This window comes from Streptomyces sp. NPDC026377 (assembly GCF_055567715.1).
Map to the genome: position 1 here is coordinate 775,716 of NZ_JBVHPV010000001.1, position 19,795 is coordinate 795,510.

16 protein-coding genes are annotated in these 19,795 nt (G+C 71.2%); 8 read left to right on the forward strand and 8 right to left on the reverse strand.

Features of this window, described 5'->3' with window-relative positions; translation table 11 throughout:
* Nucleotides 1–132 precede the first annotated feature (132 nt).
* The gene (gene hisC, locus ACZ4MU_RS03390; protein WP_467870267.1) at nt 133–1,212 is read left to right on the forward strand and encodes a histidinol-phosphate transaminase; all 1,080 of its coding nucleotides are present in this window, start codon (nt 133–135) and stop codon (nt 1,210–1,212) included.
* Nucleotides 1,213–1,262: 50 nt separating this feature from the next.
* Here the strand turns inward: hisC and ACZ4MU_RS03395 are convergent, their stop codons facing one another.
* The gene (locus tag ACZ4MU_RS03395; protein WP_467870270.1) at nt 1,263–1,667 is read right to left on the reverse strand and encodes a cyclophilin-like fold protein; all 405 of its coding nucleotides are present in this window, start codon (nt 1,665–1,667) and stop codon (nt 1,263–1,265) included.
* A 231-nt stretch (nt 1,668–1,898) separates the two neighbouring features.
* Between ACZ4MU_RS03395 and ACZ4MU_RS03400 the strand changes: the two genes are divergently transcribed.
* From ACZ4MU_RS03400 to ACZ4MU_RS03420, 5 genes are all read left to right on the forward strand, one after another.
* Nucleotides 1,899–3,407, forward strand: coding sequence for a cytochrome ubiquinol oxidase subunit I (locus ACZ4MU_RS03400; protein ID WP_467870273.1), 1,509 nt, complete (start codon nt 1,899–1,901; stop codon nt 3,405–3,407).
* Between the two features lie 18 nt (nt 3,408–3,425).
* A complete protein-coding gene (gene cydB / locus ACZ4MU_RS03405) occupies nt 3,426–4,427 on the forward strand; it encodes a cytochrome d ubiquinol oxidase subunit II (RefSeq protein WP_467870276.1) in 1,002 nt (333 codons plus the stop codon).
* Nucleotides 4,428–4,537: 110 nt separating this feature from the next.
* On the forward strand, nt 4,538–8,050 hold the full coding sequence (cydD, locus tag ACZ4MU_RS03410) for a thiol reductant ABC exporter subunit CydD (RefSeq protein ID WP_467870279.1): 3,513 nt from the start codon (nt 4,538–4,540) through the stop codon (nt 8,048–8,050).
* Between the two features lie 74 nt (nt 8,051–8,124).
* Nucleotides 8,125–9,891: a GAF domain-containing sensor histidine kinase gene (locus tag ACZ4MU_RS03415; RefSeq protein WP_467870282.1), complete on the forward strand. Its 1,767-nt coding sequence runs from the start codon at nt 8,125–8,127 to the stop codon at nt 9,889–9,891.
* A 146-nt stretch (nt 9,892–10,037) separates the two neighbouring features.
* Nucleotides 10,038–11,117 carry a M23 family metallopeptidase gene (locus ACZ4MU_RS03420; RefSeq protein ID WP_467870285.1) on the forward strand — a complete coding sequence of 360 codons (1,080 nt, stop codon included), beginning with the start codon at nt 10,038–10,040 and terminating at the stop codon, nt 11,115–11,117.
* Nucleotides 11,118–11,167: 50 nt separating this feature from the next.
* Here the strand turns inward: ACZ4MU_RS03420 and ACZ4MU_RS03425 are convergent, their stop codons facing one another.
* Nucleotides 11,168–12,046 (reverse strand): HAD family hydrolase, encoded by an 879-nt coding sequence (locus ACZ4MU_RS03425; protein WP_467870287.1) that lies wholly within the window; start codon nt 12,044–12,046, stop codon nt 11,168–11,170.
* Between the two features lie 282 nt (nt 12,047–12,328).
* On the opposite strand from ACZ4MU_RS03425, the gene ACZ4MU_RS03430 reads away from it, so the two are divergent.
* Entirely contained in the window at nt 12,329–13,225 is an 897-nt protein-coding gene (locus ACZ4MU_RS03430) for an LLM class flavin-dependent oxidoreductase (RefSeq protein WP_467870290.1), read from the forward strand.
* Nucleotides 13,226–13,298: 73 nt separating this feature from the next.
* Here the strand turns inward: ACZ4MU_RS03430 and ACZ4MU_RS03435 are convergent, their stop codons facing one another.
* The 3 genes from ACZ4MU_RS03435 to ACZ4MU_RS03445 all read right to left on the reverse strand — a co-directional run bounded on the left by ACZ4MU_RS03435 (nt 13,299) and on the right by ACZ4MU_RS03445 (nt 15,130).
* Complete coding sequence (locus tag ACZ4MU_RS03435) at nt 13,299–13,760, reverse strand: hypothetical protein (RefSeq protein ID WP_467870292.1); 462 nt, start codon at nt 13,758–13,760, stop codon at nt 13,299–13,301.
* Nucleotides 13,761–13,949: 189 nt separating this feature from the next.
* The gene (locus tag ACZ4MU_RS03440) at nt 13,950–14,504 is read right to left on the reverse strand and encodes an RNA 2'-phosphotransferase (RefSeq protein WP_467870294.1); all 555 of its coding nucleotides are present in this window, start codon (nt 14,502–14,504) and stop codon (nt 13,950–13,952) included.
* 110 nt (nt 14,505–14,614) lie between these two features.
* On the reverse strand, nt 14,615–15,130 hold the full coding sequence (locus tag ACZ4MU_RS03445; RefSeq protein ID WP_467870296.1) for a PadR family transcriptional regulator: 516 nt from the start codon (nt 15,128–15,130) through the stop codon (nt 14,615–14,617).
* Between the two features lie 109 nt (nt 15,131–15,239).
* On the opposite strand from ACZ4MU_RS03445, the gene ACZ4MU_RS03450 reads away from it, so the two are divergent.
* A complete protein-coding gene (locus tag ACZ4MU_RS03450) occupies nt 15,240–15,812 on the forward strand; it encodes a hypothetical protein (RefSeq protein ID WP_467870298.1) in 573 nt (190 codons plus the stop codon).
* 56 nt (nt 15,813–15,868) lie between these two features.
* Here ACZ4MU_RS03450 and ACZ4MU_RS03455 read toward each other — a convergent pair whose 3' ends face one another.
* The 3 genes from ACZ4MU_RS03455 to ACZ4MU_RS03465 form a co-directional block, all read right to left on the reverse strand.
* Nucleotides 15,869–16,801, reverse strand: a complete 933-nt coding sequence (locus ACZ4MU_RS03455; RefSeq protein ID WP_467870636.1) for a MerR family transcriptional regulator — start codon at nt 16,799–16,801, stop codon at nt 15,869–15,871.
* A 291-nt stretch (nt 16,802–17,092) separates the two neighbouring features.
* Nucleotides 17,093–18,019, reverse strand: coding sequence for a metal-dependent hydrolase (locus tag ACZ4MU_RS03460; protein ID WP_467870301.1), 927 nt, complete (start codon nt 18,017–18,019; stop codon nt 17,093–17,095).
* Complete coding sequence (locus tag ACZ4MU_RS03465; RefSeq protein ID WP_467870638.1) at nt 18,016–19,770, reverse strand: SDR family oxidoreductase; 1,755 nt, start codon at nt 19,768–19,770, stop codon at nt 18,016–18,018. Before ACZ4MU_RS03465 ends, ACZ4MU_RS03460 begins: the two co-directional genes overlap by 4 nt.
* Between the last annotated feature and the right edge of the window lie 25 nt (nt 19,771–19,795).

Genomic DNA, 19,795 nt, shown 5'->3' on the forward strand with positions numbered 1-19,795 from the left:
GCCGACGTTTCCCGGGGCCCGGCGGACGCGGCCGCCCGCCCCCGGAGGATGCCCACGGCTCTTCGCAGGGGCGCCGAATCCTCATAAGGTGAGCAGTATTCGTACGGACGGACTGGTCGAGGAGGACCTGCGGTGAGCGAGACGAGCCCCAAGCTGCGCGCCGAGCTGGACGGCATCCCCACCTACAAGCCCGGCAGGCCCGCGGCCGCCGGCGGTCCGGTCGCGTACAAGCTGTCCTCCAACGAGAACCCGTACCCGCCGCTGCCGGGTGTGATGGAGAGCGCCGTCGCCGCCGCCGGGAGCTTCAACCGCTACCCCGACATGGCGTGCACCGGTCTGATGAACGAGCTGGCGGACCGCTTCGGCGTGCCGCTCACCCACCTCGCCACCGGCACTGGCTCGGTCGGGGTCGCCCAGCAGCTGCTCCAGGCCACCTCCGGCCCCGGGGACGAGGTCATCTACGCCTGGCGTTCCTTCGAGGCGTACCCGATCATCACCCAGATCAGCGGAGCGACGTCCGTACAGGTGCCGCTGACCTCCGGTGATGTGCACGATCTGGACGCCATGGCCGAGGCGGTCACCGACCGGACTCGGCTGATCTTCGTCTGCAACCCGAACAACCCGACCGGCACCGTGGTCCGCCGTGCGGAGCTGGAACGATTCCTCGACCGGGTGCCCTCCGACGTGCTGGTGGTCCTGGACGAGGCGTACAAGGAGTTCGTCCGCGACGTCGAGGTGCCGGACGGGCTGGAGATCTACCGCGACCGGCCGAACGTGGCGGTGCTGCGCACCTTCTCCAAGGCGTACGGGCTCGCCGGGCTGCGGATCGGCTTCGCCGTCGCCCATGAGCCGGTGGCCGCGGCGCTGCGCAAGACGGCCGTCCCCTTCGGTGTCAGCCAGCTCGCCCAGGACGCCGCGGTCGCCTCGCTGCGCGCCGAGGACGAACTGCTCGGCCGGGTGGGCGCGCTGGTCGGCGAGCGCGCCCGGGTGTACGAGGGTCTGGTCGGCCAGGGCTGGACCGTGCCGGAGACGCAGGCGAACTTCGTCTGGCTGCGCCTGGGCGAGCGGACGGTGGAGTTCGCGCAGGCATGTGAGGCGGCGGGCGTGGTGGTCCGGCCGTTCGCGGGCGAGGGCGTGCGGGTCACGATCGGCGAGACCGAGGCCAACGACCTTTTCCTGAAGGTGGCCGAGGGCTTCCGCAAGGCGTCCTAGGACTGCCCCGCCCTTCCGGCCGGGGAGCCGCAGACGCCGTCAGCCCCGGATCAGGTCCGCGTGGCCTCCGGGTCCCCGGCCGGGTCCTGGAGGCGGTCCACGCGGATGCGGTCGCCGGTGCGGACCGTCGCGAGCAGTCGGGGATCCCCGTCGACGCGACCGACGATGTTGCACGCGTTCGCCAGACGGCATTCGTCAGCGCGTGAGACCGGTGTCGGGCCGTAGGGCAGCGCCAGCGCGCCCCCCTCGGTCCAGAACGCGACCGTGCCCGGCTCGACGACCTCGCGTGCGCCGGCCTCCAGCGCGGGGGAGAGCGGGGTCTCGAAGTAGACCTCCTCACCCCAGGTCCTGGCGGTGGAGACGAGCGGGAGCGCCCCCGCGAGCGCCGCGCTCGTGGGGGTTTCGTCGATGGTGGCGGTGAGCTGCCCGCCGGGCCATGAGATCCGTATCCGCATGAGCTGAGATTCAACAAGATGTTGAATTCGCCGGGAAGAGGCGTCTCACCAGGCGTCGCCGCGAGCCTCGCCCGCGCAGGGGTACCCCCGATTGAAGATCCCGGACGCGTGTGCGACATAATGCTTGTGAATGTGAACGCGTTCACAAGCGTGTCCCGCTTCATCCCGTAATCGGTGGGATCAGAGGGGCAAAGCGCCGCTGTGATCACGGCGATGTAAGGAGATGACGTTGTGAATCTGGCTCTGGCGCCGGAAACACTGGCGCGATGGCAGTTCGGCATCACCACCGTCTACCACTTCCTCTTCGTCCCGCTCACGATCTCGCTCGCCGCGCTCACCGCGGGGCTGCAGACCGCGTGGGTGCGGACCGAGAACGAGAAGTACCTCAGGGCGACGAAGTTCTGGGGCAAGCTCTTCCTGATCAACATCGCGATGGGTGTCGTCACCGGCATCGTCCAGGAGTTCCAGTTCGGCATGAACTGGTCCGACTACTCGCGGTTCGTGGGTGACATCTTCGGCGCCCCCCTCGCCTTCGAGGCGCTCATCGCCTTCTTCTTCGAGTCGACCTTCATCGGGCTGTGGATCTTCGGCTGGGACAAGCTGCCGAAGAAGATCCACCTCGCCTGCATCTGGATGGTCTCAATCGGCACCATCCTCTCCTCGTACTTCATCCTGGCGGCCAACTCCTGGATGCAGCACCCGGTCGGCTACAGGATCAACAAGGCCAGCGGGCGCGCGGAGCTCACCGACTTCTGGCAGGTGCTGACGCAGGACACCACCCTGGTCGTCGTCTTCCACACGCTCACCGCGGCCTTCCTCACCGGCGGCGCATTCATGGTCGGCATCTCCGCCATCCACCTGCGCCGCAAGAAGCACATCCCGGTGATGCGCACCTCGCTGCGGCTCGGCCTGGTCACGCTGGTGGTGGGCGGACTGCTCACAGCCGTCAGCGGCGACCAGCTCGGCAAGGTCATGTTCAAGCAGCAGCCCATGAAGATGGCCGCCGCCGAGGCGCTCTGGGACGGCGAGAAGTCGGCGCCCTTCTCGATATTCGCCTACGGGGACGTGGCCAAGGGGCACAACAGCGTCGAGATCTCGGTCCCGGGCGTGCTCTCCTTCCTCGCCGACAACAACTTCTCCTCCTACGTCCCCGGCATCAACGACGTGAACAAGCAGGAGCAGCAGAAGTACGGCCCCGGTGACTACCGGCCCAACATCCCGGTCACCTTCTGGGGCTTCCGCTGGATGATCGGCTTCGGGATGGCGTCCTTCACCATCGGCGCTCTCGGCCTCTGGCTCACCCGCAGGAAGTTCCTGCTGGCACCCGGGCTGCGGACCGGTGACGACGAGGTCCCGCACCTGGTCCTCTTCCGGAACAAGGCGCTCGGCACCCGGCTGACCGGCTGGTACTGGTTCATCGCCATCTGGACCCTCGGCTTCCCGCTGATCGCCAACTCCTGGGGCTGGATCTTCACCGAGATGGGCCGCCAGCCCTGGGTGGTCTACGGCGTGCTGCGCACCAGGGACGCGGTCTCCCCCGGTGTCTCCCAGGGGGAGGTCCTCACCTCGATGATCGTCTTCACCCTGCTCTACGCCGTGCTCGCGGTGATCGAGGTGCGGTTGCTCGTGAAGTACGTCAAGGCCGGACCGCCCGAGCTCACCGAGTCCGACCTGAACCCGCCCACCAGGATCGGCGGGGACGACCGTGACCCCGACCGGCCGATGGCCTTCTCGTACTGAGGCTGAGGAGACAGAGGCATGGAACTCCACGACGTCTGGTTCGTACTCATCGCCGTCCTGTGGACCGGCTACTTCTTCCTGGAGGGCTTCGACTTCGGAGTCGGCGTCCTCACGAAGCTGCTGGCCCGTGACCGCCCCGAGAAGCGGGTCCTGATCAACACGATCGGGCCGGTCTGGGACGGAAACGAGGTGTGGCTGCTCACCGCCGGCGGCGCGACCTTCGCCGCCTTCCCCGAGTGGTACGCCACGCTCTTCTCGGGCTTCTACCTGCCGCTGCTGATCATCCTCGTGTGCCTGATCGTGCGCGGTGTGGGCTTCGAGTACCGGGCGAAGCGGCCCGAGGAGAAGTGGCAGCGCAACTGGGAGGAGGCCATCTTCTGGACCTCGCTCATCCCGGCGTTCCTGTGGGGCGTGGCCTTCGGCAACATCGTGCGCGGAGTGAAGATCGACGCCCACAAGGAGTACGTGGGCACCTTCTGGGACCTGCTCAACGGGTACTCGATCCTCGGCGGGCTGGTGACACTGTTCCTGTTCACCTTCCACGGCTCGGTCTTCACCTCCCTGAAGACCGTCGGAGAGATCCGCGAGCGGTCGCGGGCGCTGGCACTGAAGCTGGGACTGGTAACCGCCGTGCTGGCGCTCGCCTTCCTTCTCTGGACGCAGGCCTCGCGCGGTGACGCCAAGAGCATGGTCGCGATGGTGATCGCGGTCCTCGCCCTGCTCGGGGCGATCGCAGCGATCAAGGCCGGCCGTGAAGGATGGTCGTTCGCCCTGTCCGGCATCACCATCGCGGCGGCCGTCGCGATGCTCTTCCTGTCGCTCTTCCCGAACGTCATGCCGTCCTCGCTGCACGACGAGTGGAACCTCACGGTCTCCAACGCCTCGTCCACCCCGTACACGCTGAAGATCATGACCTGGTGCGCGGGTATCGCGACCCCGGTGGTGCTGCTCTACCAGAGCTGGACGTACTGGGTCTTCCGCAAGCGGATCGGCACCCAGCACATCGCCGACGCGCACTGAGCCCGCCCGGAGGCGGTGTTTCACGTGAAACACCGCCCCTACGGAGGGTGTGTTTCACGTGAAACACACCCCCTCCCCCGGCCCCCTGACCCTGCGAGGGGATGTTTCACGTGAAACCGATCGACCCACGACTGTTCCGATACGCCCGGGCCACCCGTGCCTTCCTCGCTGCCGTGGTCGTTCTCGGCCTGATCGGCGCGGGGCTGGTCATCGCCCAGGCGATGCTCATCGCCGAGATCGTGGTGGGGGCGTTCCAGGACGAGCTCGGTGCCGGGGGGTTGCGGACGCCCCTGCTGCTGCTCGGAGCGGTCGCGGCCGGACGGGGGCTGGTGTCCTGGCTGACCGAGCTCGCGGCCCACCGGGCGAGCGCGGCGGTCAAGTCGGAGCTGCGGGGGAGGCTGCTGGAGCGAGCCGCACGGCTGGGTCCGGAGTGGCTGGGCGGGCAGCGGACCGGGTCACTGGTCACGCTCGCCACGCGCGGGGTGGACGCGCTCGACGACTACTTCTCGCGCTATCTGCCGCAGTTGGGGCTTGCCGTCGTGGTGCCCGTGGCGGTGCTTGCCAGGATCGTCACCGAGGACTGGGTGTCGGCGGCGACCATCGTCGTCACCCTGCCGCTCATCCCGCTGTTCATGGCGCTCATCGGCTGGGCGACCCAGGCGCAGACGGACCGCCAGTGGCAGCTTCTCTCCCGGCTGTCGGGGCACTTCCTGGACGTGGTCGCCGGGCTGCCCACGCTGAAGGTGTTCGGGCGGGCCAAGGCGCAGGCCGAGTCGATCCGGAAGATCACCTCCGAGTACCGCCTGGCCACGCTGAAGACCCTGCGGCTCGCGTTCCTGTCGTCGTTCGCCCTGGAACTCCTGGCGACGCTCTCGGTGGCGCTGGTGGCCGTCGGCATCGGTATGCGCCTGGTCCATGGCGACATGGACCTCTACACCGGACTGGTGATCCTGGTCCTCGCACCCGAGGCGTATCTGCCGCTGCGGCAGGTGGGCGCGCAGTACCACGCGGCGGCCGAGGGGCTGTCGGCCGCGGAGGAGATCTTCGCGGTCCTGGAGACGCCGGTGCCCGAGGGCGGGACGGGTGCGGTGCCGTCCGGGCCGGTGCGGATCGAGGTCGACGGCGTGACGGTCCGCCACCAGGGCCGCGTCGAGCCGTCGTTGGCGGCTGCCTCGCTGACCGTGGAGCCGGGCCGCACGGTGGCGCTGACCGGGCCGAGCGGGGCCGGGAAGTCGACCCTCCTCGGCGCGATCCTGGGGTTCGTGGCGCCGGACGAGGGGCGGATCCGGATCTCCGGCACCGATCTGGGCGCGCTCTCTCTGGAGCAGTGGCGCGAGCGGGTCGCCTGGGTGCCGCAGCGGCCGCATCTGTTCGCGGGGACGATCGCGGAGAACGTCCGTGTCGCCCGGCCGGACGCGGACGACACGGCGGTACGGGACGCCCTGCGGGACGCGGGAGCCCTGGAGTTCGTGACCTCGCTGCCCGAAGGTCTGGCCACCGAGCTCGGGGAAGGCGGCGCGGGCCTCTCGGCCGGGCAGCGCCAGCGGCTGGCACTGGCCAGGGCGTTCCTCGCGGACCGGCCGGTGCTGCTGCTCGACGAGCCCACGGCCGCGCTGGACGGCGCGACCGAGGCGGGCATCGTGGACGCGGTACGGCGACTGTCGGCGGGCCGCACCGTGCTGCTGGTGGTCCACCGCCCCGCCCTCCTCGCGCTCGCGGACCATGTGGTGGAGCTGCGGCCCGGCACAGGCGCCCGGGCGGTGGCAGGGGATGCGACGGGCGGACGGCGTGACGCGGTCGCCACGGCCTCCCCCGTCGACGTCCCCGAACCGGCCGCCGAGGCTTCCGCCCCTGCCTCCGCCGCCTCCCACGACGTGCTCGCGCGCGTACGCGCCGCCGCCGGGGGACTGCGGGGGCGCCTGGCCCTGGCACTGGTGCTGGGCGCGTTGGCTCTCGGGTCGGCCGTCGGCCTGATGGGCGTGTCCGGGTGGCTCATCTCGCGCGCCTCCGAGCAGCCGCCGGTGCTGTATCTGATGGTGGCCGTGACGGCGACCCGGGCGTTCGGCATCGGTCGTGCGGTGGTCCGGTACGCCGAGCGGCTGGTCTCGCACGACGCCGTCCTGCGGATGCTCGCGGAGGTGCGCGTCGCGGTCTACCGCGGGCTGGAGCGGATCGCCCCGGCGGGGCTGCGCTCGGCTCGGCGCGGCGATCTGCTGTCCCGGCTGGTGGCCGATGTGGACGAACTGCAGGACTACTGGCTGCGCTGGGCGCTGCCCGCCGCCGTGGCCGTGCTGGTCTCGGCGGTCAGTGCCGGATTCACCGCCTGGCTGCTTCCCGAGGCCGGGCTGGTACTGGCGATCGGACTGCTGGTCGCCGGGGTGGCCGTACCGGTGGTCAGCGGCGCCTGCGCACGCCGCGCCGAGCGCCAACTGGCCGCCGCGCGCGGCATGCTGGCCACCCGGGTGGCCGATCTGCTCACCGGCACGGGGGAGTTGACGGTGGCCGGCGTCCTCGGCCGCCGCACCCGGGAGGTGAAGGACGCCGACTCGGTGCTCACCCGGATCGCGTCGAGGACCGCTGCCGCCACCGCGCTCGGCGGCGGTCTCTCCGCGCTGACCTGCGGACTCACCGTGGTGGCCGCCGCCCTCGTCGGAGTGCACGCGGTCGCCGCCGGTCGGCTGGACGGGGTGCGGCTCGCCGTCGTGGTCCTGGTTCCGCTGGCCGCCTTCGAGGCCGTCAGCGGGTTGCCGCTCGCCGTACAGGCCCGCGGGCGGGTGCGGCGGAGCGCGGAGCGGGTGTACGAGGTGCTGGACGCTCCCGTACCGGTACGGGAGCCGGAACACCCGGCCCCCGCGCCCGCGTCGCCCTTCCCCGTGGAGGTGCGGGGACTGGCCGCCCGCTACGAAGGACAGACCCGGGACGCGCTGAGCGACTTCACACTGACGCTCACCCCGGGCAGGCGTGTCGCCGTCGTCGGGACCTCCGGGTCCGGCAAGACCACGCTCGCCCAGGTCCTGCTGCGCTTCCTGGACGCGCGCGAGGGCACCTACCGGATCGGCGGAACGGACGCTTCGGCCCTCGCGGGTGACGATGTCCGCCGGCTGGTCGGACTATGCGCGCAGGACGCACACATCTTCGACAGCTCCGTACGCGAGAACCTGCGGCTCGCCCGTACCGGCGCGGACGAGGACGCGATGCGCGACGCGCTGGCCGCGGCCCGGCTGCTCGACTGGGTGGACTCCCTGCCCGATGGCCTCGACACACTTGTGGGGGAGCACGGCGCCCGGCTCTCGGGCGGCCAGCGTCAGCGGCTCGCGCTGGCCCGTGCGCTTCTGGCCGACTTCCCGGTGCTCGTCCTGGACGAGCCGGCCGAGCATTTGGACCTGGCGACGGCCGACGCGCTCACGGCGGATCTGCTGCGGGCCACGGAGGGCCGGACGACCGTGCTGATCACCCACCGGCTGCGCGGCCTCGACGCCGTGGACGAGGTGGTGGTCCTCTCCGAGGGCCGGGTCGTGCAGCGGGGAGCGTACGACGAACTCGCCCTGGTCGACGGCGAGCTGCGGCGGATGCTGGAGCGCGAGCGCGCCGGTGACCTCCTTCAGCAGGCGCGACCGTCCTGACTCCGTTCACGGCTCCACGCCTCCGCCCGACAACTCGACTTTCCTCGCGAAATGGGACTAACTAGGCTCAGGGCATGCCAGTGCCGGATCCGAAGGACTCCCAGGACCGCCAGGACGCCAGGGGCATCGAGGACACCACCCAGGACATCGAGGGCGACGAACTGGAGGCGGCGACCCTGGCCACCCGAAGCCTTCAGGGGCTGTCCACCGAGCTCACCGCGCGCGTACCGCAATTGCTGGAGGCGATGCGTTCCGTCGGTACCGGCCTGGAACTGCGCTCGACCCTCGACCGGATCTGCGAGACCGCCGCCGAGCTGGCCGACGCCAGGTACGCGGCGATCGGGGTCGTCGACGAGACCGGCACGGGGCTCTCCGACTTCGTGACGTACGGCGTCGGCTTCGAGGAGGCCGCTGCCATCGGGCGGCGCCCGGACGGCCACCGGGGGCTGCTCGGCCGGCTGATCGAGCACCCCGAGCCGCTGCGGCTCAAGGACCTCTCCGCCCACCCGCACGCGGCCGGGTTCCCCGCGCACCACCCGCCGATGCGGACGTTCCTCGGGGTACCCATCCAGGTGCAGGGCGAGGTCTTCGGGAACCTGTACCTCGCCGAGAAGAGAGGCGGGGCCGAGTTCAACGACTACGACCTGCACATGGTCCGGGTGCTGGCCACCGAGGCGGGGATCGCCATCGGCAACGCCCGGCTGTACGAGGCGGCGCGGCAGCGTGAGCGGTGGATCGACGGATCGGTCGCCGTCACCACCGCGCTGCTCTCGGGGGGTGACGCCGACGACGCCCTGGAGGTCGTCGCGGAGCAGGCCCGCCACCTCGCGGACTCCGCCGCCGGAATCGTGCTGCTGCCCGCCGAGGAGGGCGGCCTGGAGATCGTCGCGGTCTCCACCGACGACCCCGGCTCGGTGCTCGGCGTGGTGATCCCACCGGAGAGTCCGGTGGTCGCCACGCTCCTGGAGGGCGAGGCGGTCTTCATGGACGACGCGGCGACCGACGACCGGATGATCACCAAGCTCGCCGAGCGGTACGGCCCGAGCATGATGCTTCCGCTGCACAGTGGTGGCCGGGTGCTGGGCGCGCTCGCCACCCCGCGCGCACGGGGAGGCCGCCCGTTCAGCGAAGTGGAACGGACACTGGCGACCCAGTTCGCCTCGCAGGCGGCGCTCGCGCTGATGATGGCCGAGGCGCAGCGCGACCGGGAGCGGCTCGCCGTGTACGAGGACCGCGACCGGATCGCCCGGGACCTCCACGACCTGGTCATCCAACGGCTGTTCGCCACCGGGATGATGCTGGAGGGCGCCCAGCGCAAGTCGGTCGTCCCCGAGGTGCAGCGCGGCGTCGGCAAGGCCGTCGACGAGCTGGACGTGACGATCCAGGAGATCCGCACGGCGATCTTCGCGCTCCAGCAGGGACCCGCTGAGGTGCCGTCCGGGCTGCGTACCCGGGTCCTGCGGGAGATCAACATGGCGGCGGTGCCGCTCGGGTTCAAGCCCGCGCACCGCTTCGTCGGCCCGGTGGACGCACTCGTCGGCGAGGTGACCGGCAAAAACCTCATCGCCTCCCTGCGCGAGGTGCTGTCCAACGCCTTCCGTCACGCCGAGGCCTCGTCCATCGAGGTCGTCGTGGACGCCACCGTGCAGCTCCCGGACGGGAGTCCGGGCGTGCGGCTCACCGTCGCGGACAACGGCGTCGGCATCCCCGAGGACGGCCGCCGCAGCGGTCTGCGCAACCTCCGGCGGCGGGCGGAAGCGCTGGGCGGGTCCAGTACGTACGGACCGGGCACCGGGAAGGACGGTCGCGGGACGACAGTGGTGTGGGAGGCGCCGCTCTAGGGGCGGGACAAGGTCCGTCTCACCTCCGCTACCGAGGGGCTGAGAGCCGCTTCCTTGTCGCGTCTGTACGCCAGTCGGGGGGAGCGGTCCCCGGGCCAGAGGTGTGTTTCACGTGAAACACACCTCGGCCGCGCGACGATCCGGACATGCGTCTCGGACATCTGTGCAGGGCTCTCGCGCTGGTCCTGTGTGCGCTCGCCGGGCCGCTCACCTCTGCCGCCAGGGCCGCCGACGAGCCCGATGTGCCCCGTACCAGCGCGACGGTGGCGCGGCTCTTTCTGGATGCCGCTCATGTGACCACCGCGTATGAGCAGGGCAGACGCGCGGCGGAGGAGCAGCGGACCAAGGCCGAGCGGCTCGACCGGCTGCTCGCCGACCGGCGGCGTGATCTCGTACGGCTCCACGACGACATGGGCCGGGTGGCCCGTGCGCAGTACCGCACCGGCGGGGACATCGCCTACACCGCACAGCTGTTGCTCGCCGACGATCCGGAGGAGCTGATGCGAGGTCAGCGGCTCGCCTGGCAGGCGGACATGGCGGTGACCCGGCTGTATGGGAAGGCGCGCCGCGCGGAAGGGCGGCTCACGTCCGCCCAGCGCCGGGCCCAGAACGCCTGGCGTGACCTCGCGGACCGCAGGGATCAGCTGGAACACATCAAGAAGTCCCTCTCCGGGCGCCTGGAGGAGGCGCGCTGGGAGCTCCAGGGGGAGGCCGACCGGAGCGTCGCGGCGGGTCAGTGCCGTGGTGCGGTACGCCTGGAGGAGCCGTCCGGCTCGCGCCCCACGAGCGCGTGGACGGCCCCCGTGGAGACGTACCGGCTGTCGGCGGGCTTCGACAGCGCGGGCGAGCACTGGGCCCAGCGGCACACGGGCCAGGACTTCGCGGTGGACATCGGTACCCCGGTACGGGCCGTCGGCGCGGGCCGGGTCGTCTCCGTGTCGTGCGGCGGCGGCTTCGGGATCGAGGTGGTCATCGGGCACCCCGGCGGCTACTACTCGCAGTACGCGCATCTGGCGGCGGCCGCGGTGGACCAGGGAGAGCGCGTGAGCACCGGACAGTGGATCGGCCAGGCCGGCACCACCGGCAACTCGACCGGTCCTCACCTGCACTTCGAGATCCGGCTCACTCCGGAGATGGGCTCGGCGGTCGATCCGGTGCGCTGGCTGAGCGAGCGCGGGGTGCCCCTGGGCAGCAACGCCGCCGAGCCGGATCCGGACGGGTCGTGACACCGGCGGACGGGTCGTGACACCGGCGGTCCGGGTCGTGGCAGCGACGCTCAGAGCGAGGCGAGGATCCGCTCGATGACGACCGCCACACCGTCGTCGTTGTTGGCGACCGTGTGACCGGAGGCAGCGGCCACCACGTCGGGGTGGGCGTTGCCCATGGCGTACGAGGTGCCCGCCCAGGTGAGCATCTCGACGTCGTTGGGCATGTCACCGAAGGCGACAACCTCGGAGGGGAGGATGCCGCGCTCGGCGCAGCAGAGTTCGAGCGTGGAGGCCTTGGAGACGCCGGGGCCGCTGATCTCCAGAAGTGCGGTGGGGCTGGAACGGGTGATCTCGGCGCACGCGCCGACGGCCTTGCGGGCCAGGGCCAGGAAGTCGTCGGGCGGCAGCTCGGGGTGGTGGGCGAGCAGCTTCAGGATGGGCTCGGCGGCCGTGTCGGCGTCGTCGGCCAGCAGTTCCTCGGCGGGCGCGATGCTGCCGGCGGCGTTCATCAGCATCGGCGGGTAGGCGAGCTCGTGGTGGAGTCCGCCGGTCTGCTCGACGGCGAAGGAGGTGCCGGGGACGGCGGCGCGGAGGATCTCGACGACCTCCATGGCGGCCGCGCGCTCCAGCGGACGGACCTTGACGAACCGGTGCTCCCCGATGCCGTCGTGCAGATCGACCACGACGGCGCCGTTGCCACAGATGGCCAGGCCGTGACCCTGGACATGATCGCTGACGACGTCCATCCAGCGGACCGGGCGGCCGGTGACGAAGAAGACCTCGATGCCCGCCTCCTCGGCGGCCGCGAGCGCCGCGACCGTACGCTCCGAGACGGATTTGTCGTCGCGCAGCAGCGTGCCGTCCAGGTCGGTCGCGATGAGCCGGGGGACGGCGGGGGCGTCATGCCCGGCGCGGGCGGGCTCGATAGCTGAGGTCACAGATCCCATTCTCCTGTACACGGGTGCACGGGCGTGCGGGGGAGCGCACATGTGAGTGGGTGCTCTGGGGCGTGCGGGGCGCAGGAGGCGCAGGAGACGTCGGAAGGCCCGGAGCTCTCCGCCCACCCTCTGCCGTTCCTCTGCGGCCCTTGTGCCGGGCCTGTAGGCCCGCCGACGCGCTGCCTCGGCGCTGCCTGCGGCCCTCCCCGCCTCCACCCGGTGAGCGTGTGTGACCAAAGGGGCGCCTGCGGGACGCCGGGAGTGTCAGAGCCAGCCGTTAGTGTCGTAGGCATGCGTCTGAGCACTGTGATTCTTCCGGTACGCCGCTGGCACGACGGCGGTCGCGACGAGTGGCTGCGCGCCGAGGAGCTGGGCTTCCACACCGCGTACACCTACGATCACCTGTCCTGGCGGACCTTCCGCGACGGCCCGTGGTTCGGCGCGGTGCCCACGCTGACCGCCGCGGCCGCCGCCACCACGCGGATGCGGCTCGGCACACTGGTCACCTCGCCGAACTTCCGGCATCCGGTGACCCTCGCCAAGGACCTGATAACCCTCGACGACGTCTCGAACGGCCGGATCACGCTCGGGATCGGCGCCGGTGGCAACGGCTTCGACGCCACCGCTCTGGGCCAGCAGGCGTGGACGCCGCGCGAGCGGGCCGACCGTTTCGCCGAGTTCGTGCCGCTGCTCGACCGTCTGCTGACCGAGGAAGCGGTGACATCCGAGGGCGCTGTGTACGCGGCGGTCGAGGCACGCAACATCCCCGGCTGTGTGCAGCGGCCGCGACTGCCGTTCGCCGTGGCGGCGACCGGCCCGCGCGGGCTGAAGCTGGCGGCGCGCCACGGGCAGGCGTGGGTGACCACCGGTGACCCCAAGCTCTTCGAGTCCGGCACGCCCGAGCAGTCGGTGGAGGCGATCCGGGGCCAGATCAAGAAGCTCGGCGAGGCCTGTGACGCCATCGGCCGCGATGTGGACGAGCTGGACAAGATCCTGCTCACCGGTTTCACACCGGAGCCCCGGCGGGTGCTGGAGTCGCTCGACGCCTTTGTGGACTTCGCCGGCCGGCACTTCGAGCTCGGCGTGACGGAGATCGTCCTGCACGCCCCGATCCCGGACTCGGTCTTCGCGGCGGACCGTAAGGTGTTCGAGCAGATCGCCATGGAGGGGCTGGCACAACTGCGCTGAGGCGACGGCGGGGGCGTTGGCGCCGCTCCCTCGTATCGTCTCCCGCTCCTGTGCCCGCAGGGCTTCCGGTGGCTCAGCTCTTGGCGCGTACGCGGCTGCTCAGCCAGGACGAGAGCGTGCCGCCGAGGACCAGTTCCTTGTACGTCTCGTCGCCGGGCAACGGCACCACCAGCCACCACCCGGGCGGGAAGAAGCGGCCCTTGACGTACGCCAGGTCGCCGTAGACCGACCGGAGGAAGGCGGGCACGGCGTCGCGCGGCACGTCGTGGAACTCGACTCCGTCGACGGTGATCTTCGCGTCGTCCTCCGCGAAGAGCTGCACGGCGACGGCGGGTGAGCCGCCCAGCTCGACGAAGGCCTCGTGCGGAAGAGAGCCGTCCGGGTCCTGGACGGTGAACGCCCCGGCCGATGTGCGGCGCGAGGACCGGTCGGCGCCTATGTCGTGGGAGACCTCCACGGCGAGGTGGTGGGCGCGGGCGACCTCGTGGATCGCGGCGACGGCGCTCTCGGTGCTGGGAAGACGCGGGTGTGCCATGCCGTCGATCATCTCAGCCGAGGGGCCCGGCACGGCCGGTTTCCGTCGCCGGGCAGCCCGGCACGTACCTCGCGGCGGGGCCCTCAGGACGCGTCGCCCTCATGACGTGTCCCTCCACCAGACCGTGTCGACACGTCTTTGCGTACGGCTCTGACGACAGAGTGACGACAGAGCCGTCCGGGGAGACGTTCACTCAGGAAGGCGCAGGTACGCGGGCGGTACGGCGTCGGTGAGCCACACCCCGTTGGCGCTGAGGTGGAAGACGTGGCCGTCGCGCCGCATCGCCGCCGCGTCGACGCTCAGGACGACGGGACGGCCGCGCCGGGCGCCGACCCGGGTCGCCGTCTCGCGGTCGGCGGAGAGATGTACGTGGTGGCGGGCCATCGGCCGCAGCCCTTCGGCCCGGATCGCGTCCAGGCTGCGGGCGACGGTGCCGTGGTAGAGGTACGCGGGCGGTTCGGCGGCCGGGAGGCCCAGGTCGACGGCGATCGTGTGGCCCTGACTGGCCCGGATCCGGTCGCCCTCGATCGCGAAGCGGCGCTTGTCATTGACGGCGACCACGTGGTCGAGCTCGGCGCGGGAGATGGGGAAGTGGTGCGCTGCCGCCGCCCGCAGCAGGAGGTCGATCTCGACCCAGCCGTGCGGATCGAGGGTGAGCCCGAGGCGTTCGGGCTGGTGGCGCAGGTGTTTCGACAGGTACTTGGACACCTTCACGGTGCGTCTGTCGTCCGGTGTTTCGGCCATGCCGTCAGAGTGCCGGGCGCGAAGCGCCCCGGCACCCCAATTTTTCCCATCGGCTTCCCGTCGGACTTTTACTGCCTGCCTTTCCCGTCGGCGTGACGGCGGCCCCGCCGTCACGCCTTGAGCTGCTCCGCCGCCCAACGGGCCCACTCCTCGTGCATCGCGCTGAGCCTCTTGCCGTACTCCAGGGCCAGGCGGCCGTGAACGGAGAGCGGGTCGTCGTCCCACTCGATCGAGGCCTCCGCCTCCTCCAGGCCGGCCCGCTGGCGGGAGGCGCGCTCGGCCTCGGTCAGCAGGTACGTCCTCGCCTCCAGTGGGGTGAGAAGGCCCAGGAAGAAGACCCGCAGGAGGGAGTCGCTGCGGCGGCTGCGGGAGGGCTCGGTCTCGGTGAGCCAGTGACGCAGCTCGGCCCGGCCCGGATCGGTGATCGCGTACTCCTTGCGGCCCCTGGGGCCCTCGGCCGCCACCTCGACCAACCCTGAGTCGGCGAGCTTGCCCAGCTCGCCGTACACCTGGCTCTGGGTCGCCGACCAGACGTGGGAGAGCGAGGTCTCGAACAGTTTCATCAGGTCGTAGCCGCTGGCCGGACGTTCGGCCAGCAGCCCCAGGACCGCGTGACGAAGACTCATGGCCCCCACTCTACATTCCACTCTTGACACGTCAATTTAGGAACCTCTACCTTTGACGTGTCGAAGTTGGAATGTGGAGCGGGTGGAAGCCCGATGAAGGGGGACTCCCATGAACTACCTGCGCGGATTCATCCCGTGGATCGTTTTCGCCGCCGTCGGCAGCGAGCACTGGCAGTGGGGCGCGGTCGCCGCCCTCGTCGCGGGAGCCTGGTTGTTCTCCGTCGACCGCAAGCGCGGCGCGACGTCCGACTCGCTGATCCTGGAACAGTCGACCATCGCCTTCTTCGCGGTGCTGGGCATCGTGGCGTTCGCGGCACCGGACAGTGGCCTGCGGGAGTACGGCGGGGCGCTGGCCACCGGGTGGCTGGCTCTCACCGCGTGGGCGACGCTGGCCGTCCGGCGGCCCTTCACCACCGGTATAGCCAAGCGGCAGGCGCCGCGCGAGCTGTGGAACAACCCGGTGTTCCTCCGCGTCAACGTGGTGCTGACCGCCGCATGGGCCGCCGCCTTCACCGTTACCGCTGTCGCGCTCGCGCTCGTCCACGCCGAGTCGCTGGGGAGCGCCGCCGCGATAGCCGTGCAGGTTGCCGGGTTCGCCATACCCGCCCTCTTCACCGCCAAGTACCCGGAGCGCGCCCGGCGTGCCGCCCAGGCCCTCAAAGTGAGCACGATCACGTCATGACGACGGTCAGTGAGGTTTGATCCACAGACAAGTGCGGTTATCCACAGGGCTTGTGACTATTCTGTGGACAACTGGGCGCCCGCGAGGGCGTCCAACGTACGGGACTGAACCTCTCGTTCGGCCGCCGCGGCGATGAACGCGGCGACGTTCTCCGGACCGACCAATGCCCGCACGGCCCGGACGGTGTGGGCGGGCAGGGTGACCGGCCCGGGATCGGGGTCGGCCGGGACTGCCGGGTCCGTGGCACCGAGATGGAGCTGGAGGTGCCGGGTGGCGAACAGGCGCATGGCCCGCGCCAGTTCGGCGTCCACGGTCTGCTGGGCGAGCGGGCGCAGCCGGCGCACCAGACCGGCGGCCTCCGCGGCATCCGCGTCGGTGGGCGGACGGTGGCCCAGATAGCGGGCGAAGACGTGCTCGGTGGTGAAGTCGAGGAAACGGGCCGCGATGTGCTCCACCTGGCCGCGCAGCTCCCGCAGATGCCCGGAGATGGCGTCCAGGGGGACTCCGGCGGCGTGCAGCTCGGCGGCGACCGCCAGCTCCTGAGGGCTGGGGACCAGGAACTCGTGGTCATTGCCGGGAATGCGCTCCAGGATGCCCAGCTCGACCGCCTCCGCGACGGCCTCGTCATCGGGTTCACCGCCGAATGTGGCGTCGAGATCGTCCCGGGAGATGCGGGCGGCCTCCTCGTCGGTCCAGGGGCCGTTGACCTCGGCGACCAGGCCGAGGACACCGCCGAGGCCGCGGCCTGCGTCCCAGGCCTCCAGAAGCTCCTTGATGGAGGCGAGGGTGTAACCGCGGTCGAGCAGATCGGCGATCTGGCGCAGCCGGGCCAGATGGGCCTCGCCGTACACATTGGAACGGCCGCGCCGTTCGGGCCTGGGCAGCAGGCCGCGGTCCTGGTAGGCGCGGATCGTGCGGACCGTGGCGCCGCTCGCATGGGCCAGGTCCTCGATGCGGTACTCACAGGACGAGGGAAGGGGGTGCGACACGGCTTGCTGCGGCGCGTGCAGAGCGGACTGCTGGACCGGCACGGAGGTGGGCCCCGCGGCGCGGGGCACCTCCCCGGCCGCACCCGGCCCCGTAGACCCGCCCGGGCCCGTCGACCCGCCCGGGCCCGTCGACCCGCCCGGGCCCGTCGACCCGCCCGTATCCGGCGCCCCCGACCCGCCCGTACCTGGCCCCCGCGACCCGCCCGGTCCCGTCGACCCACCCGGTGCCGGTGGCGTGCCCCGTGCCGCCGATGGCTCTGTTGCTGGCTGCCCGGACAAAACCGTCTCCCTCTACCCCAGGGCGGCGCGGCCCACCGCACCCGCTGCCGCACGGGCCGCCGGCGAGGTCGCGAGATATTCGACGGCCTTGCGCAGGGAGCCCTCCTGCGAGGGATGGTACGACCGACGGAAGTAACGGGGTATGGCCGCGCCGAGCTCCTTCCAGCTGGGCAGCAGTCCGCGCCGTACCGCCCGGTTGTGCTCGCGCAGCGAGTAGCGAAGACGACCGGCCAGCTGGGGATCGTGCCGGATCAGATAGGAGGTGCCCCACGCCCACAGCCAGAGCAGCACCGGTGCGACCACCGCCATGCCCTCCAGCCGGCGGACGTAGCGGGACAGGCCCTCGCCGCCGCAGTGCTGGTACATGTCGAACGCGACGGCGCGGTGCTCGACTTCCTCGGCGCCGTGCCAGCGGAGCAGGTCGAGCATGACCGGGTCCGACCCGGCCCGGTCCAGGGCCTCGGCGTGCAGCACCCAGTCCCCCAGGACCGCGGTGAACTGCTCGATGGCGGCGATCAGCGAGAGCCGGAAGCGCAGCCACTCCCGGGCCGGTATCGGCGCGCCGAAAGGAGGGCGCTCACCGAGGAGCCCGTCGAAGAGGAAGTCGACGTGGCGGGTGTAGGCCCCGGTGTCGAGGCGCTGCTCGGCGAGGTGGTCCAGGACATGGGCGTGCTGGACGCTGTGAGTGGCCTCCTGGCCCATGAACCCCTTGACGTCCCTCAGCAGCACCGGGTCGGTGACCAGCGGAAGGGCTTCCTTGAAGACCTTCACGAACCACCGCTCGCCCGCCGGAAGGAGCAGATGCAGGACGTTGATGACATGGGTGGCGGTGGGCTCGTCCGGTATCCAGTGCAGGGGAGTCTTGTGCCAGTCGAACGAGACCCGTCGCGGGGTGATCCCATAGTGCTCCTTCGCGCCGTCCAGGTGCTCCGTGCTCACAGCGGGGGCTCCAGCCGGGCGATGGCCCGCAGGGTGCGGGGCGCGAAGCGGGACATGAGGTGGGCGCCGCGGGCCTCGGGCGTCACCGGCACCACGGCCTGGTTCTTCGCCACCGCGCGCAGGATCGCCGTGGCGACCTTCTCCGGCGGGTAGTTGCGCAGGCCGTACAGCCGGGCGGACTTCTTCTGGCGGCGCTTCTCCTCGGTCTCGTCGACCCCGGCGAAGCGGGCGGTGGAGGTGATGTTGGTGTTGACGAAGCCGGGGCAGATGGCGCTGACGCCGATGCCCTGGCCGGCGAGCTCGGCGCGCAGGCACTCGCTGAGCATCAGCACCGCCGCCTTGGTGGTGGAGTAGGCGGGGAGCGCCTTGGAGGGCTGGAAGGCGGCGGCCGAGGCGGTGTTGACGATGTGGCCGCCCTGGCCGCGGTCGGCCATCTGCTTGCCGAAGATCCGGCAGCCGTGGATGACGCCCCACAGATTGACGTCGAGGACCTTCTTCCAGTCCTCGGTGGTGGTGTCGAAGAACGAGCCGGAGAGGCCGATGCCGGCGTTGTTCACCAGGACGTCGACGACGCCGTACTCGGCGGCGACCTTCTCGGCGAGCTTCTCCATGGCCTGCTCGTCGCTGACGTCGACCGTCTCGGCCCAGGCCTGGGGGGCGCCGATGAGCCGGGACAGGTCGGCGGTCCGGGCCGCCCCCTCCGCGTCGCGGTCCACGGCGACGATCCGCGCCCCGGCCTCCGCGAACGCGAAGGCGGTGGCCCGGCCGATGCCGCTGGCGGCGCCGGTGACCAGGACCAGCTGGCCGCCGAAGCGGTCCGCGTACGGGCCGGTGGCCACGGCGTCCTTGGCCGGGACGCCGTCCTCGTTGGCGGTGACGAACTCGGTGATCCAGGCGGCCAGCCGGTCGGGGCGGGTCCGCGGGACCCAGTGCTTGGCGGGCAGCGTGCGGCGGACCAGCTGGGGCGCCCACCGCTCCAGGTCGTCGTAGAGCCGCTCGGAGAGAAAGGCGTCGCCGGTCGGGGTGATCAGCTGCACCGGCACGTGCGCGTACGCGTCGGCGCGGGGGCGGCGCAGCCGGGCGCGGATGTTGTCCCGGTAGAGCCATGCACCGTGCGCCGCGTCCTGGGCCAGGGAGGCCGTGGGGTAGTCGCCGGTCGGGACCTTCTCCACCCGTGCGAGGATCGCCGGCCACCGCTTGCCGAGCGGGCCGCGCCAGGCGAGCTCCGGGAGCACGGGCGTGTGCAGCATGTACACGTACCAGGACTTGGCGCCCTGGCCGAGGAGCTGGCCGACCCGGCGCGGGGTGGGCCGCGTCATCCGGCGCTTGATCCAGTGGCCGAAGTGGTCGAGGGACGGGCCGGACATCGAGGTGAAGGAGGCGATCCTGCCCTCGGTGCGCTTGACCGTGGCGAACTCCCACGCCTGTACGGACCCCCAGTCGTGGCCGACCAGGTGCACCGGCCGGTCCGGGCTCACCGCGTCGGCGACCGCCAGGAAGTCGTCGGTGAGCTTCTCCAGGGTGAAGCCGCCGCGCAGTGGGACCGGAGCGGTCGAGCGGCCATGGCCCCGTACGTCGTACAGCACGACGTGGAAGCGCTCCGCCAGCCGGACGGCGACCTGCGACCACACCTCCTTGCTGTCCGGATAGCCGTGGACGAGCACCACGGTCGGCTGCTCCGGGTCGCCGAGTTCGGCGACGCACAGCTCGATCCCTCCGGTGCGCACCCAGCGCTCGCGCGCGCCCTCCATGCCGTTGTCCGCCCGCTCTCCCACG

Bases quoted from the DNA above. Each gene is read 5' to 3' on its own strand.
- ACZ4MU_RS03420 (WP_467870285.1), top strand. From the start codon at position 10,038: ATGCGTCTCGGACATCTGTGCAGGGCTCTCGCGCTGGTCCTGTGTGCG.
- ACZ4MU_RS03465 (WP_467870638.1), bottom strand. From the start codon at position 19,770: ATGGAGGGCGCGCGCGAGCGCTGGGTGCGCACCGGAGGGATCGAGCTG.
- ACZ4MU_RS03425 (WP_467870287.1), bottom strand. From the start codon at position 12,046: ATGGGATCTGTGACCTCAGCTATCGAGCCCGCCCGCGCCGGGCATGAC.
- ACZ4MU_RS03415 (WP_467870282.1), top strand. From the start codon at position 8,125: ATGCCAGTGCCGGATCCGAAGGACTCCCAGGACCGCCAGGACGCCAGG.
- cydB (WP_467870276.1), top strand. From the start codon at position 3,426: ATGGAACTCCACGACGTCTGGTTCGTACTCATCGCCGTCCTGTGGACC.
- ACZ4MU_RS03435 (WP_467870292.1), bottom strand. From the start codon at position 13,760: ATGGCACACCCGCGTCTTCCCAGCACCGAGAGCGCCGTCGCCGCGATC.
- ACZ4MU_RS03395 (WP_467870270.1), bottom strand. From the start codon at position 1,667: ATGCGGATACGGATCTCATGGCCCGGCGGGCAGCTCACCGCCACCATC.
- ACZ4MU_RS03450 (WP_467870298.1), top strand. From the start codon at position 15,240: ATGAACTACCTGCGCGGATTCATCCCGTGGATCGTTTTCGCCGCCGTC.
- ACZ4MU_RS03445 (WP_467870296.1), bottom strand. From the start codon at position 15,130: ATGAGTCTTCGTCACGCGGTCCTGGGGCTGCTGGCCGAACGTCCGGCC.
- ACZ4MU_RS03430 (WP_467870290.1), top strand. From the start codon at position 12,329: ATGCGTCTGAGCACTGTGATTCTTCCGGTACGCCGCTGGCACGACGGC.
- ACZ4MU_RS03440 (WP_467870294.1), bottom strand. From the start codon at position 14,504: ATGGCCGAAACACCGGACGACAGACGCACCGTGAAGGTGTCCAAGTAC.